At 61.1% G+C, this 14,954-nt stretch carries 9 protein-coding genes; 5 read left to right on the top strand and 4 right to left on the bottom strand.

Annotation, left to right across the window (positions count from 1 at the left end):
- Window positions 1–56 precede the first annotated feature (56 nt).
- The gene (locus FDY93_RS01300; RefSeq protein WP_138233948.1) at window positions 57–1,433 is read left to right on the top strand and encodes an MBL fold metallo-hydrolase; all 1,377 of its coding nucleotides are present in this window, start codon (window positions 57–59) and stop codon (window positions 1,431–1,433) included.
- A gap of 74 nt (window positions 1,434–1,507) precedes the next feature.
- Here FDY93_RS01300 and gcvP read toward each other — a convergent pair whose 3' ends face one another.
- The gene (gcvP, locus tag FDY93_RS01305; RefSeq protein ID WP_138233949.1) at window positions 1,508–4,399 is read right to left on the bottom strand and encodes an aminomethyl-transferring glycine dehydrogenase; all 2,892 of its coding nucleotides are present in this window, start codon (window positions 4,397–4,399) and stop codon (window positions 1,508–1,510) included.
- Between the two features lie 445 nt (window positions 4,400–4,844).
- On the opposite strand from gcvP, the gene FDY93_RS01310 reads away from it, so the two are divergent.
- Both FDY93_RS01310 and FDY93_RS01315 read left to right on the top strand, forming a co-directional pair.
- The gene (locus FDY93_RS01310; protein ID WP_220446074.1) at window positions 4,845–6,572 is read left to right on the top strand and encodes a diguanylate cyclase domain-containing protein; all 1,728 of its coding nucleotides are present in this window, start codon (window positions 4,845–4,847) and stop codon (window positions 6,570–6,572) included.
- A gap of 160 nt (window positions 6,573–6,732) precedes the next feature.
- The gene (locus tag FDY93_RS01315) at window positions 6,733–6,969 is read left to right on the top strand and encodes a DUF2007 domain-containing protein (protein ID WP_138233951.1); all 237 of its coding nucleotides are present in this window, start codon (window positions 6,733–6,735) and stop codon (window positions 6,967–6,969) included.
- 66 nt (window positions 6,970–7,035) lie between these two features.
- Here FDY93_RS01315 and argS read toward each other — a convergent pair whose 3' ends face one another.
- Window positions 7,036–8,772 carry an arginine--tRNA ligase gene (argS, locus tag FDY93_RS01320; protein WP_138233952.1) on the bottom strand — a complete coding sequence of 579 codons (1,737 nt, stop codon included), beginning with the start codon at window positions 8,770–8,772 and terminating at the stop codon, window positions 7,036–7,038.
- Between the two features lie 261 nt (window positions 8,773–9,033).
- Between argS and FDY93_RS01325 the strand changes: the two genes are divergently transcribed.
- Window positions 9,034–10,035: a helix-turn-helix domain-containing protein gene (locus tag FDY93_RS01325; protein ID WP_138233953.1), complete on the top strand. Its 1,002-nt coding sequence runs from the start codon at window positions 9,034–9,036 to the stop codon at window positions 10,033–10,035.
- Window positions 10,016–11,260 carry an MFS transporter gene (locus FDY93_RS01330; protein ID WP_171018857.1) on the top strand — a complete coding sequence of 415 codons (1,245 nt, stop codon included), beginning with the start codon at window positions 10,016–10,018 and terminating at the stop codon, window positions 11,258–11,260. Before FDY93_RS01325 ends, FDY93_RS01330 begins: the two co-directional genes overlap by 20 nt.
- Here FDY93_RS01330 and FDY93_RS01335 read toward each other — a convergent pair.
- Window positions 11,228–12,412: an acyl-CoA dehydrogenase family protein gene (locus FDY93_RS01335; RefSeq protein ID WP_138233955.1), complete on the bottom strand. Its 1,185-nt coding sequence runs from the start codon at window positions 12,410–12,412 to the stop codon at window positions 11,228–11,230. The two genes, FDY93_RS01330 and FDY93_RS01335, sit on opposite strands and share 33 nt — an antisense overlap.
- Window positions 12,413–12,431: 19 nt before the next feature.
- On the bottom strand, window positions 12,432–14,942 hold the full coding sequence (pigE, locus tag FDY93_RS01340) for a prodigiosin MAP biosynthesis aminotransferase PigE (protein WP_138233956.1): 2,511 nt from the start codon (window positions 14,940–14,942) through the stop codon (window positions 12,432–12,434).
- Between the last annotated feature and the right edge of the window lie 12 nt (window positions 14,943–14,954).

Consider the following 14,954-nt stretch of genomic DNA (forward strand, 5'->3'; position numbering starts at 1 on the left):
AGTCACTCTGTCTACTGCTATGGTTTATAGGACCGGCAGACTGGGAGAGCAGATTAATGTTCGTCGAGCGCATCAAGACAGAGGGGCTGGCCCAGCTCTCCTACCTGATTGGTGATGGCAGTGAAGCGGCGGTGATTGATCCACGTCGCGACTGTGAGGTCTATGCACAGATGGCGCGAGAGCGCGGCTGCCGTATCACGCACATCTTTGAAACCCACCGCAACGAAGATCTGGTCTCCGGCGCGCCGATCCTGGCGACCATGACCGGTGCATCGGTCCACCATGGCCCCAATGCCGCGGGGACTGTGGTGTATGCGGATATTGTTTGCGAAGGCGACCAGTTCGCCATTGGAAATCTGTGCCTGAAGGTACTGGAAACCCCGGGGCACACCGACGACAGCCTGTCGTTTGCGATCTACGACGGCGGTTATGGCGACGGGGCGGTGGGGGTGTTCACCGGCGATGCGCTGTTTGTGGGCGACGTGGGGCGCACGGATTTCTACCCTGAGCGCGCCGAAGAGGTTGCCGGCAAGCTGTACGACAGCCTGCAAAAGATCGTCGCGCTCGGTGATCAGACCAACCTCTACCCGGCGCACGGTGCGGGGTCAGTGTGTGGCAACAAGATGGCCGACCGGGATTTTTCCACCATCGGTTACGAGCGCCACAATAATCCCATGCTGCAGTTCGACCGGCGCGAAGCCTTCATACAGGCGAAGCTGGAGGAGCACCACAACCAACCCCCGTATTTCCACGTTATGGAGCGCATCAATCTGGTGGGGGCGGCACCGGCTTCGCCGCTGCTGACGCCGCGGGTGCTGGACATACCGTCGTTCGATGGCGTGGCGGGCCGCGCGGTGCTGGTGGACGTACGCGGGATTTCTGCATTTCTCGGCGCCCATGTCCCGGGTAGCCTGGCGCTGCCGGTGGGCATGATTGCGGCGTTTGCGGGCTGGTATCTGGATGAGCACGAGGAGCTAATACTGATTGCCGACAGCGCCACCCAGGCCGAGGCGGCGGCGCGCAATCTCACGCGCATTGGTTATGACCACCTGTTGGGCTACCTGAACACGGCGATGCCCGGCTGGGCCGCGGCGGGCAGGCCCTTCCGTTCTGTACCGGTGATCGATGCGCAGGAGGTGAAAACACGGATCGGCAATAAGAGAGAAAACTGGGTTCTGCTGGACGTGCGCGATCGGGGGGAAATAAGCGAGGGCATTATCAAAGGGGCGGAAACCATCTATGTCGGCAAGCTGCCGGAGCAGCTCGACAGACTGGCGAAAGACCGCAACTACACGGTGATGTGTGCCAGCGGCGCCCGTGCGACCATCGCCGCGTCGGTGCTGCTGCGCGCGGGATTCCACAATGTCGACGTGTTCCTGGGGTCCATGGGTGCTTGGCGCGCTGCCGGTGGCGAGGTGGTCGAGCCTTCCTGAGGGGCTGGACCGGATGCGCACCAACAAAAAAGCCGGAGGGGTGCTCCGGCTTTTTTGTTTCTAGCGACGAAACGTCAGTCCATGTAGCTATCCACCGGCGGGCAGGAGCAGATCAGGTTGCGGTCACCGTACACGTTGTCGATACGGTTGGATGCCGGCCACACCTTGTGGTGCTTCAGCCAGGCGGCCGGGCGGCCGGCCACTTCGCGGCTGTAGGCGTGGTTCCACTCGTCCGCCATGATGTCGTCCTGGGTGTGCGGGGCATTGTGCAGCGGGTTGTCTTCCGCGGTGTACTTGCCGCTCGCCACGTCGTCGGCTTCCTGGCGGATGATGGCCATGGCCTGTACAAAGCGGTCCAGCTCTTCCTGGGCCTCGGACTCGGTGGGCTCGATCATCAGGGTGCCGGCCACCGGGAAGGACATGGTGGGCGCGTGGAAACCGAAGTCCATCAGGCGCTTGGCAATATCTTCCTCGGTGATGCCGCTCACTTCCTTTAGCGGGCGCAGGTCGATCAGACACTCGTGGGCAACAAAGCCATTGCTGCCCTTGTACAGCAGCGGGTAGTGCTCGCTCAGTTTCTTCGCCACGTAGTTGGCGTTCAGGATCGCGGTCTGGGTAGCCAGCTTCATGCCGGTCTTGCCCATCATGCGCACGTACATCCAGCTGATCGGGAGGATGCTCGCGGAGCCCCAGGGCGCGGCGGAGATGGTGCCGTTCTTCGGATCGTTGCCCGGAACTTCGGTTACCGGGTGGCCGGCCAGGAAGGGCTTCAGGTGTTCGCCCACCGCGATCGGGCCCATGCCGGGGCCGCCGCCGCCGTGGGGGATACAGAAGGTCTTGTGCAGGTTCAGGTGGGATACGTCGCCGCCGAATTTGCCCGGTGCCGCAACGCCGATCAGTGCGTTCATATTGGCGCCATCAATGTAGACCTGGCCGCCGGCGGCATGGATCAGATCGCAGATCTCGCGAATGCCTTCCTCGAACACGCCGTGGGTGGACGGGTAGGTGACCATCAGCGCGGCGATGCGGTCGCCGTGCTCTTCGATCTTCGCCTTCAGGTCGGCGATGTCGACGTTGCCTTTGTTGTCGCAGGCAACCACCACCACCTTGAAGTTGACCATCATCGCGGAGGCCGGGTTGGTGCCGTGGGCAGAGGCCGGGATCAGGCAGATATCGCGCTGGCCTTCACCCTTGGATTCCAGGTATTTCTTGATCGCCACGAGACCGGCGTACTCGCCCTGGGAGCCGGCGTTCGGTTGCAGGCTTACGGCGTCGTAACCGGTACATTCCGCCAGCATGGTTTCCAGCTGGGTGAACATCTCGCGGTAGCCCTCGGCCTGGTTGGCGGGGACGAACGGGTGCAGCTTGCCGAATTCCGGCCAGGTCACCGGGATCATTTCCGCGGTGGCGTTCAGCTTCATGGTGCAGGAGCCGAGCGGGATCATGCTGTGGTTCAGCGCGATGTCCTTGGATTCCAGGGTTTTCAGGTAGCGCAGCATCTCGGTCTCGGAGTGATGCGTGTTGAACACCGGGTGGGTCAGGAAGTCGCTGCTGCGCTGCAGGGCAGACGGCACACCGGCAACGCCCTTGGCGGCCAGTTCGCTGTCGAGTTTGCCCAGGTCCAGGTTGTGGTCGCCGCCAATGAACACCGCCAACAGCTCGGAGACGTCCTTGAGCTTGGTGGTTTCGTTCAGGCTCACGCCCAGTGCGTCGCTGCCCACTTTGCGCAGGTTGATCTCGGCGGCGATGGCGCGGTCAAAAATCGCGGACTGCTTGTCGCCGACGTTCACGGTCAGGGTATCGAACCAGCTGTCGTGGGTGAGTTCGAAACCGGACTGCTGCAGGCCGGCAGCGAGAATGTCGGTCAGGCGCTGGATGCGCGCGGCGATGGTCTTCAGACCCTGCGGGCCGTGGTAAATCGCGTAGAACGCGCTCATTACCGCCAGCAGCACCTGGGAGGTACAGATATTGGAGTTGGCCTTTTCGCGGCGGATGTGCTGCTCGCGGGTCTGCATGGCCATACGCAGGGCGCGCTTGCCTTTGCTGTCTACGGACACGCCGATGATGCGGCCGGGGGCGGAGCGCTTGTAGGCTTCGCGGAAGGCGAAGAAACCGGCGTGCGGGCCGCCGTAGCCCATGGGAATACCGAAGCGCTGGTTACAGCCGACCACCACGTCTGCGCCCATCTCACCGGGGGCTTTCAACGCCACCAGGCTCATCAGGTCCGCGGCCACTGTCACCAGTGCGTCGGCGGCGTGGACTTTGGCGATCAGGTCGGTGAGGTCGCGCACCTTGCCGGTGGAGCCCGGGTACTGGAACAGGGCGCCGAAGATGTCGTCGGTCAGGTCGGTGTCGGGGTTGCCCACTACCACGTCAAAGCCGAAATGGCCGGCGCGGGTCTTCACCACCGCAATGGTCTGCGGGTGACAGTCTTCGTCGACGAAGAAGGTATTGGATTTGTTGCGCTTGACCTGGCGCTTGCACATGGCCATCGCTTCCGCCGCGGCGGTGCCTTCGTCCAGCATGGAGGCGTTGGCCAGTTCCATACCGGTGAGGTCCATGATCATCTGCTGGAAGTTCAACAGGCCCTCGAGGCGGCCCTGGGCGATTTCCGGCTGGTAGGGGGTGTAGGCGGTGTACCAGCCCGGATTTTCCAGCACGTTGCGCAGGATCACGTTGGGGGTGATGGTGTCGTGGTAACCCATACCGATAAAGGTGCGGAAGATCTTGTTGCGGCGCGCCAGGTCTTTCAGCTCCGCCAGCGCTTCCTGCTCGTCCACGGCGTCTGCCAGGTCCAGGTCGTCGGACTTGCGGATAGAGGCCGGGACGGTCTTTTCAATCAGTTCTTCCAGGCTGGCGACACCCAGAGTGTCGAGCATGGCCTGGGTCTGCGCGGCATCCGGGCCGATGTGGCGGCGGATAAAGGCATCGTGCTGTTCCAACTGCTTGAGGGAAGGCTGGGTCATGGTGGGTGGATTCCTGTAAACACTATGTGCTGCCGGCGCGCGGGTGCCGGAGTTCCGGCGATTCCTGACGTGGAAGGTACCGGTAAAAATAGCAAAGTGAGCCGAAAGCAACGGCCCGTTTCAATAAAGGACGGACAGAACCGTGTCCCCGATTATCCGGGGGCCGGACGGCGCGCATCTTAGCAATCGCGGTGATTCCGGGCAATTCGTGCTCAATCAGGTTAAATATGTGCTGGATCCGGGGCGCTTTTGTGACATATATCCTGTCTTTGTGTATGTGGCGTTATTTTGTTCTGCCAGTTGTGGCGTGTACCGGCAAAGTGGGGGGAACTGAACCATACTGACTGGATAAAAAAAGTGGCGGACGTGTGCCGTCTTGCTTGCACTCGGTGGCCGATAGTCGCCGGGCTTGCAGCATCAATCCCAAGGATTCGGGGGTTCCACCGTGGTGCGATTGACCAGCCTCAACACTTTGCGATTTAAGGCGAGCGTGTTTTCGCTTCTGCTGGTGGTGGCCATGTGCCTGTTCTTTATTCTGCTCGGCAATGGCAACCTTCAGTCCCTGCTGGCGAAAAGCCGCGAGCATCGCTATCTCAATTTCCAGTTCCAGATATCCGGACTCTTGCAGGAATCCCGCCAGGAGCTTGCGCGCCTGGCGGAGCTGATTGCGCTCAGCGAGCGCGGACGGATTTCCTCGCGCGAGGAGCTGCGCCAAAGCCTTGAGCGCCAGTGGCCGATCCTGCAGCAGAGCTGGGATCTCCACGCCGTGACCATTTACGACGCCGGCGACAGGCCGCCGTTGGGTTGGGGGGCATCCCACTACCGCCTGAACGCGGAGCAGGTGCAGCGGGTACTGCGGGGAGCACAACCCCTGGAGCAGGTGCGGTGTGCGCCGACCTGTGTACAGGCACTGGTGGTGCCCATGCGTGCCCGCGATGGTGACTACCTGCTACAGCTGGAGCGGCCGCTGACGGAGCAATTGCGGCGTTTCCGGGAAATGACCGGTACCGACATCGGCATATTGTCGGCGGTGCACCAGCAGCCGTCACCGCACGCGGGTGGCCGGTACCTGGCCGGCTTGCAACGCGAGGTGCTCTCGCTCACGTCGCGCGAGCGGATACTGCCCGTGCTGAACCGGGCGGCAGCCGAAGTGAGTAGCCTGAACGGTTTGCAACGGGTGTATGCGCTGGAGCAGCGTCAGTTTGATATCCGCACCATGAGTGTGGATGTGGACCCCAATGGTGCGCAGTTTGTGTTTATCGAGGACATCTCCTCGCAGATGGTGCACATCGACGAATCGCTTAAGTTACTGCTGCTGTTTTCTGTGCTCGGCGTGTTGATTTTCTGCGCCGCGGTAGCGGGTACTTTGTGGCGCCCGATCGAGCGCTTGCGACGGTTGGCTGAGGCGCTGCCACTGCTTACAAATGGCCGCTTCAACGACGCGCGCCAGCTGATCCGGCCGGTGCGCAAATCGCCGGGCAGGTACGATGAGCTGGATGTGCTGGACGATACCGGGCTCACGGTGTGCGACCAGTTGGAAGACATGAACGAGATGGTCACCCGCAAGACGGCGCAGCTGGAGCAGATCGCCATGCACGACAGTCTCACCGGGCTCAATAACCGTTTCAGTCTGATGGAGCAGCTGGAGTTTCATCTGGAGCTGGCGCGCCATCAACCGGACTTTCTGAATGAACGCGGCTATCTGTTTTTTATCGACCTGGACGATTTCAAACAGGTGAATGATACCCTGGGCCATCAGGGCGGTGATGAGCTGCTGAGCGTGATTGCGCGACGTCTGCTCAGCGTGATGCGCTGCGGCGATATCGTCGCGCGCTTGGGCGGCGATGAATTCTGTGTGTTCGTACGTGCGATTCGCGAGCCTGACGCCCACCGGGTTCTAGCGGAGAAACTGCTCAATACGGTGGCGCAGCCGGTAAAAATCAACGGCAACCTGGTCGCCGTCACCATGAGCGTGGGTGTGGTGGCGGTGGAAAACAGAGACGACACGCTGGAGTCCATTCTGCAGAAGGCAGACATGGCGATGTACCACGCCAAACGTCACGGAAAAAACAAGTATCAGTTGTACTCCCCCAGCCTGCCGGGGCTGTCGGTGCCTGATTCCAGTGATGTCATCCCGCCGCTGGAACTGGTGGTGTCAAAACCGCGCGGGTAAGTTGGCCGCCCGGCAACCCTGCACCCTTTTCCACCCTTATTTCCGGCGCCTTTTCCTGCACTGGTCTATGTTTAATTTAGCGGGCTGTTAAAAGCAGCATATTAAGCGGGGCCAAAAGCCCGGCGCTAAGAGACTTGAAGGGCCAACCAGTCGCACTGTCATGGCGAGCAAGATTTTCACCACCAACGACCAGCTGCTCGGCAGCTACCTGCGCAATCTGATGGAGTCTGCCGGTTACTCGGTGCTCACCCAGAAAACCCGCATAGAGACGTCGCAGGAACCGCAGCAAAGCTTTGGCAATATCGATTGGCACTCCGAGCTGTGGCTGATCCACGACGCGGATCTCGCCAAGGCCCAGCAGTTCCTGCAGCAGGCGCTTTCCCGGGAGAGCGCCTGAGCCGATAAACTCCCTCTGTCACTCCGGCTCATTCGAGTCGCCGGAAGGACGTTACCCGGAAATTCCTTACATCTGCTCCAATACTTCGATCCCCAGCAGGTCCAGGCCGGTCGCCAGCGTGCGCGCCACCAGGTCGCACAGCTGCAGGCGGCTCTGCTTATCTTCCTCGCTCACGCCTTCTTTCAATACCGGGCAGGCCTCATAAAAGCCCATGTAGGCACTGGCCAGTTCGTACAGGTAGGTGCACAGCACGTGCGGGAAAGTGTCTTTGGCGACTTGATCCAGTACTTCGCCAAACTGGTTCAGTTTGATCGCGAGCGCGCGCTCGGCATCGGTGCCGAGTTTGATCTCCCCGGTCAGCGCAGATGGCTCCACGCCGGCGCGGCGGAAGATGCTGCGCACGCGGGTATAGGCGTACTGCAGGTAGGGGGCGGTATTGCCCTCGAACGCCAGCATGGAATCCCAATTGAACACGTAATCATTGGTGCGGGTTTTGCTGAGGTCCGCGTACTTCACGGCGCCAATGCCCACCACGCGGCCGATCTCTGCCTGCTGCTCTGCACTCAGGTCCGGGTTCTTTGCCGCTACCAGCGCGGTGGCGCGCTCCACCGCTTCGTCCAGTAGCGCCGCCAGTTTCACGGTGCCGCCGGTGCGGGTTTTGAAGGGTTTGCCGTCGTCGCCCATCATGGTGCCGAAGGCGCAGTGCTCCAGGGTCTGCTCGTCGGCGATGTAACCGGCCTTGCGCGCCACAGTAAACGCCTGCTGCAGATGCAGGGATTGTCGCGCGTCCACCACGTACAGGATGCGGTCGGCTTTCAGCACATTGGCGCGGTAGCGAATCGCGGCCAGGTCGGTGGTGGCATAGAGATAGCCGCCGCCTTTCTTCTGAATGATCACCACGCTGGGGTTGCCTTCCTTGTCCGCCATTTCCGGCAGGAAGGCGACGATGGCGCCCTGGTCTTCTACGGCGATACCGCGGTCGATGAGATCTTTCACCAGTACCGGCAGGTCGTCGTTGTACTGGCTTTCGGCGTACACGTCCGAGCGCTTCAGGGTGACCTTCAGCTTGTCGTAAATCTCTTCGGCGTGGCTGATGGAAATGTCGATAAAGCGCTGCCACAACTTCAGGCAGTCGACGTCGCCTCCCTGCAGTTTCACCACGTATTCGCGGGCGCGGTCGGCAAAGCCTTCCTCTTCGTCGAAGCGGACCTTGGCTTCGCGGTAGAAAACTTCCAGATCGGCGAGTGCCACTTCCGCGTCCTGGTTTTCCATCTGGTCGGCGAGGTGCGCGAGCAGCATACCGAACTGAGTGCCCCAGTCGCCCATGTGGTTCTGGCGGATCACCGTGTGGCCCTGGAATTCCAGCAGGCGGGCGAGCGCGTCACCGATGATGGTGGTGCGCAGGTGGCCCACATGCATTTCTTTGGCGAGGTTGGGGTGGGAGTAGTCCAGCACCGCGGTCAGGGGCTCTGCAGCGGAGGCGATGTTCAGACGTTCGTCGGCGCGGGCGGCGGCGAGCGTTTCTGCCAGCCAGGTGTCGCTCAGGTGGATGTTGATAAAGCCGGGGCCGGCGATTTCAACCTTCTCGATCATGGGCTGCTCGCCCAGGTTGTCGATGATTTTCGCCGCCAGCTCGCGGGGATTGCTGCCCACTTTCTTGGCCGCCGCCATGGCGCCATTGGCCTGGTAGTCGCCGAAGCCCGCTTTCTTGGCCGGTGCCACCGCCGGGCTGCAGTCGGCGGGAATACCCGCGGCGGTCATGGCGGTCTGGAAAATGTCGTTGAGCTGCTGGCGAATATTCATAGAAAACGGTGGGTCCAGATGGAAAGTCAGAGGCAATAAATAAAGAGAAGGCGGGATTTTAATGCGCGGGGGCGGCTTTGCAACCGGCGGTGTGCGGATGGCGATTCGCGCGCAAGCGTGGGGATGGGGAGGCGTCAGCAAAAATGGGATGAGAAGAATGCCACCGTCATGTGGAGGTCAGATTTACCTTGATAATAGAGTCTCGTAGTGTACAATCATTGCTAATGATAATTGTTATCATTAAGGCTAAGGATCAAGAAAATGGATTTGTCAGGTCTCGAGCCCGCTAACTGCAGACCGTTCAGTGTTGCAGATCACTATCTGATGGAAAGGGGGAGTGAACAGGGAAAGTGGCACCGGGTGTCGCTGCCGCCGGAAAAGGGGGCGACGGAATTTATCACCTGCCGTATCTGTGAGGATATCTCGCTTACGCGCAGTCTCTGCACCTTTGTCAGTCCCTTCCTGTCGCGCGTGTGTTACCCGATGGACACAACCCTGCTGGTTTTTGGCTTCCGGGGGCGCAGCGCCATTGGTTTTTCCGAGGACGATCTCTCCCACGTGGTCAGGCCCGGCGACGTCTGGATGGTCAATACCGGAGGCGAGGCTTTGTACCGTTACACGCCGGCGCACGATCTGAATGAAATGGTGGTGATCAAGTATGCCACCCGTCGAATCGGCTTCGTGTTCCCGCAACAGACGCGAGCCGTGCTTCGCGGCGACCGCCCGTGGATTGTGCGGCTGGGCTATCAGGAGTCCAACGACTCATGGATATCCGATCTGCTGAACAATGGCTTTACCTCCTCACTGGACTGCCTGCGGGCGGAAGCCCGCGCCCTGGATGTGCTGGCGCGCTGGCTGCGACCGCTGACAGATACGGTGGACGAAGCCCGTGTGGCTCCGGGCATCGATGGCGATCCGCATCTGGAGCAGGCCATCCGCCTGCTCACCAGGGACCTCGCGGCCACTCCATCGCTGGAGGAGCTGTCCCGGGTTTTGGGGATGAGTCACACCCGCCTGAATCGCGCCTTCAAGCGCGCGTTTGGCAAAACCGTGTTCAGCTGGCTACGGGATTATCGTCTCGCACGCGCGCGCGCAGCGTTGAAAGACGGTCATCGCAGCATCACGGATATCGCCTTTCAGTGCGGTTTCAGCAGTGCCAGCCATTTTTCCCAGTCGTTCAAACAGTGTTATGGCTGCACACCGGTGGAATTCCGCAGCAGCCACAAATTGCAGGAAGTCTATTGTGAATACGGAACCCGTTGAGCGCCCGGCGCGCAATGTCGGTCTGGGCCTGTTGCTCGCCATCCTGGTGGCCAATGGTGTCGCCCACAGTGTATTTGTCATTGCGATGCCGATTATCGGCCGCCAACTGGGCCTGGCCGACGTGCAGACCGGGGTGATCCTCACCGTTTCCGCCGTTGTCATGATGCTCGCCGCACCCTCCTGGGGGCGCTACAGCGAACGGGCAGGGCGGCGCGCGGTGGTGGCGGCCGGCATTCTCGCGAGCGGGATTTTCCTGTTGGCGGTTGCCGGTGTGGTATTTCTGCGCCAGAGCCTGCTGCTCACGCTGCCGCTCACCTTTTGTCTGCTGTTCGGCTTGCGCCTTCTGCAAGCGGTTGGTGTTGGCGGGGTGATGCCGGCTTCCCAGGCCTACGTCGCGGATGCCACCGGGCGCGCAGCGCGGACACGTGGAATGGGCCTGATGGGGGCGGCGTTCGGGGCCGGAACCATTCTCGGAGGGGCTGCGGCAGCGATACTCGGCCAGTGGGTGGCCGTACAGGGGCTGCTGGGGCTGGGAGCACTGTTGCTGCTGGTATGGTGGGGGCTGTGTCGCCGTCTGCCGGAAATCCGACAACCCGTGCCGGGTCGCATAGCGGAGCGGGGCGCGCTGCCCTACGCAACACTGTGGCCCATGCTGTTGCTGACATTTTGCGCACTGCTGATATACGGCATGTTGCAACAGGTGATCGGGTTGCGCCTGCAGGATCAGTTCGGCTATAGCAGCGCCGAAGCGCTGCGCGCAACCGGAATCGCGATGATGTTGACCATGGCGGTGATGGTGATTGTGCAACTTGGGTTCCTGCGCTTCGTCGACTGGCCAGCGGCGCGCGTGCTGCGATGGGGTTGCGGCCTGTTGGTACTGGCACTGACGTTAGCCACACTCAGCACCGGTTACGGTCAGTTGCTGATGAGTATGGTATTGGTGGGGGGCGCGATGGGATTGGTGTTCCCGGGTAATCTCGCCCTCTTGAGCCTGGCGGTGGGCGCGAATGCCCAGGGGCGCATTGCCGGTGTCAACGGCGTGAGCAAGGGGTTGGGCTTGGCGCTGGGGCCGGTGAGCGGCGCAGCGCTGCACCAGTTTTCTGTGTCGGCGCCGTTCGTGTTGGGAATAGTGCTGGCACTGGTCATGGTGCTGCTGGCCTTCTGGGGCTCCCAGCCCGAGAAGGCGGACACTCTACTGGAATGCGACGGGGCAGGGCAGATCTGACTTGTAAACGCTCTGCGCCACAATATCGCGGTGGATTTCGGAGGTGCCGTCAATGATGCGATACAGACGCGCATCCCGGTAGAAACTCTCCACCAGGCTGTCCTCATGGCAGCCGCTGCCGCCGAATATCTGCAGTGCGCGATCGGCGACCCGTCCCAGGGTTTCCGTAGTAAACACCTTCACCGCGGAGATATCCGCGCGGATTGCCCGGTCTGTTGCACCCGCAGCGGCATCTATGTTTGCGGCTGTCTGCATCAACAACGCGCGCGCCGCGGCGATTTCGATGGCGCTGTCGGCGATCATCTGTCGCACCGGGCCAAACTCTCCGATGGTTTTGCCGAACTGCCGGCGGTTTGTCGCATGTTGTTTCATCAGGTGCAACAGCCGCTGGCACTTGCCCACCGCGCGCGCGCCGACCTTGGCCAGACGCGCTTTTCCCAGTGTATCGCCGAGCATCCTGAAACCGTTGTTCAGTTCTCCGAGCAGGGCTCCATGGGGTAGTTTGATATCGTGAAACAGTAACTCCCGGTGGCTGGTCCCGCGGAATCCCATCATTTGAAACGTTTTTCCCAGCTCGAACCCGGGTAGATCCCTGTCGACGAGAAACAGGGAAATACCGCGGGCCCCCAGGCCGGGCTCTGTGACCGCCGCAACGATAAAGAAATCGCAGAATTCCGCATCACTGGTGAAATGTTTGATGCCGGAGAGGCGCCAGCCATTCGTGGTTTTCTCGGCGCGGGTGCGGATGGCAGCGGCATCAGAGCCCGCTTCCGGTTCCGATACCGCGAGGCCGCAGAAACGCTCACCGCGTGCGCTGGGAAGCAGGTAGCGTTCAATCTGTTCCCCGCTCCCCGACGCCAGGCACTCGTAAACGTTTCCTCCCGCGCGGCGGGCGAGAATTTCCTTGGTGGCTCCCAGTTGCTCCTGCAGCAATATATTTTCCACCGTGGAAAACCCCTGGCCGCCAAACTGTTTGCTGATATTGCCGGCAAACAAGCCTGCGGCGCGGGCTTTTTCCACAATGGTGTTTGAGACACCAAGCGATAACCCGCGCGCCGTTTCAAGGTCTGCTTCCAGTGGCAGGAGTTCTGTATCGACAAACAGACGTGCCCGCTCGACCAGTTCCTGCTGCGATTGGCTGATTGGATTCATTGAGATTTGCTCCGTTCAATTAATCCAGAAACGTCGACATGTCCCTACAGACACTGTCGAAAGCGAGAATGAACTGGGAGGCCTCCGCTTCGGTCAGCACCAACGGCGGCTGGATACGCATAATGCGGTTACTGTTTGCGGTCAGGAAGGTGAGGATGCCGTGCTCTTGGGACAACTTGCTGACGAAGCGCAGTACAAACATGTCCTGCATACTGGATTCCAGTTCCGCAATGGCCTTGTCCAGATGACGCTTGGCACTGTCCGGTAGCATGCGATAGCTGCTGCGGGGATTCCACGGAAGGCGGTGGGCGAGTTCCTGTACCGTGGATTCGATACTGCCCTCGAAAGACTGGCAGAATTCGATGGCCAGCATCAGCCCGCGCCCGCGCACCGCGCGTATGAAGGGGTACTGGGCGGCGATTTCACGCAGCGCGTCGAGCAGTCGGGCTCCGACAAGCCGCGCGTTTTCCGCCAGGTTTTCCTCCTCGATAACATCCAGTGTTGCCAGTGCCGTTGCCGCTGCCAGGTTGCCGCCACCAAATGTGGAGGTGTGCAGAATACAGCGGTCGATGCTTCCGTAGGCCGTGTCCCAGAGTGTTGGCGAACACAGCGTTGCGCCGATGGGTATCGCGCCGCCGGACAGGGATTTCGACAGCACCAGAATATCCGGTACAACGTTTTCCCATTCGCAGCAGAACAGTTTGCCGGTGCGTCCCAGGCCCGTTTGCACTTCGTCGAGAATCAGCAGGGCGCCGTAGTGTGTGCACAGCCTGCGCACCTCACCCAGATAACCGTCTGCCGGGACGATAGCGCCGCCTTCCCCCTGAATGGGTTCGATCACCAGTGCCCGCACATCGCCCTTGCGCAGTTCGGCCTCCAGAGACTCGAGACAACCAAACGGAATTTCGCTGCACTGGGGCAGCAGTGGCTCGAAAGCGTTGCGGTGCCGCTGGCGTCCGGTTACCGAGAGCGCGCCGAGCGTCTTGCCGTGGTAGCCGTTCTCGCAGTAAAGCAGGCGTCCGCTGTCGGTAGCCGCCAATGCGAGTTTGATGGCGGCCTCCACGGCCTCGGTGCCCGAGTTGCTGAAAAACACCCGCGACAGGTCGCCGGGAGCCAGTTGGCTCAAGCGCTCGGCCAGCAGAGCGGTGTGGTAGGGAACGGAAACATACTGCACAAACGTCGGGTGTTCCGCCGCCAGGTATTCCCGGATTGCCGCGGTGATTTTGGGGTGATTGTGGCCGGTGTTCAGGCAGCCGTAGCCGGCGACAAAATCCAGGTAGCGGGTACCGTCCAGATCTGTCAGTGTGCAGCCACTGCCTGATTGAAAGACGCGCTCGCAGTGGTTGAACTGATAGAAGTCCGCAAGTAGTGGATTGATGTGGCGGCGGAAGCGCGCCAGACTTGCCTCGCGCTGCTCCCCATGGCTCGACGCCGTGGCACCTTGGCTACTGCTGCGGTGGTGTGGCTGCAGGTCGCGGTAGTGTTCGTCGCCGATACGCTCGCCAGCGCTGGCCATGGGATGGGTGGTAAATCCGTGCCTCTGTGCCAGCTCTCCGATTTCCAGAACTTTTTCCAGAGGCAAAACCCGGCCCAGGGAATAACTGTCGCGGCGGCCCTCCAGCGACAGAATCAGGGTTTCCGCCAGGCAGCCGTTCATGAACATTTTCGGGGCGAAGTTGCCGGCCGCGTCACCAAAACTGACTTCCGGCCCCGCCGATATCAGGCCACCGTCGATCAGCAGAATGTCGCTGCGGACAGTGTGTGCCGGCATCACATCCCGCGGCAGGGCAGCATCCACCACCACACTCCCGGGGCGCAGCCTGGCCGGGTCGATTACACCGCCGGTGGAAGTGGCGGCGACGTAGAAGCGGAGGTTTTCGTAGCAGTCTTCCATGCGATTGCTCAGCCGGATGGCGGAGTGAAACGCCTGCGGGATATAGCCGAGAAGTTGCTCGCGTTTTTCATCTCCTCCCCGGTGTACCAGCGTCAGGCGGCAACCCTGTTCGAGAAGGAGCAGGGCAATTGCCAGAGCGATGGAACCCGGATAACCAACCACCGCAACTTCCGTATCCACCGGGGAAACGTCGAGTTTTTCCATGGCCTGCAACAGGTTTTGGTAAGCGGCATAGGCGGTTAGTGAATTGCCGGTGGTCACAGGAATCTTGACCTTTTCCGCAGTATGTATGCCGCGGTTGCCGACAATGCCGGTAAAACCGCCGAGACCGACAATCTCTGCCCCGCGCGCTTTCAGGTCTTCAATTCCAGCCTCCACGCGCCGCGCCACGGTGCGGGGGTCGGCCAGCATTTCCTCGGCGGTCAGTGGCATGTAGTCAACGATGCCGCTGCAGCGGGCGCCGGTGCTGCTCACCACTTCATCCAGTGCGAAAAAGGGCACAAGGTTGCGCCACTGCCACAGCTCCGGAGAAAAACCCCGGTCCTGTTCGCGAAAGCTGCGCTCGGTCAGGTCGATCAATTTGGCGTGGCGTTTGAGGCCCACCGAAGTGGGGTGTGCGATAAATCCGAATTTCATGATGCTTCCCGG

Origin of the sequence: Microbulbifer harenosus, assembly GCF_005771435.1 — a bacterium.
In the GTDB taxonomy this organism is placed as follows: domain Bacteria; phylum Pseudomonadota; class Gammaproteobacteria; order Pseudomonadales; family Cellvibrionaceae; genus Microbulbifer; species Microbulbifer harenosus.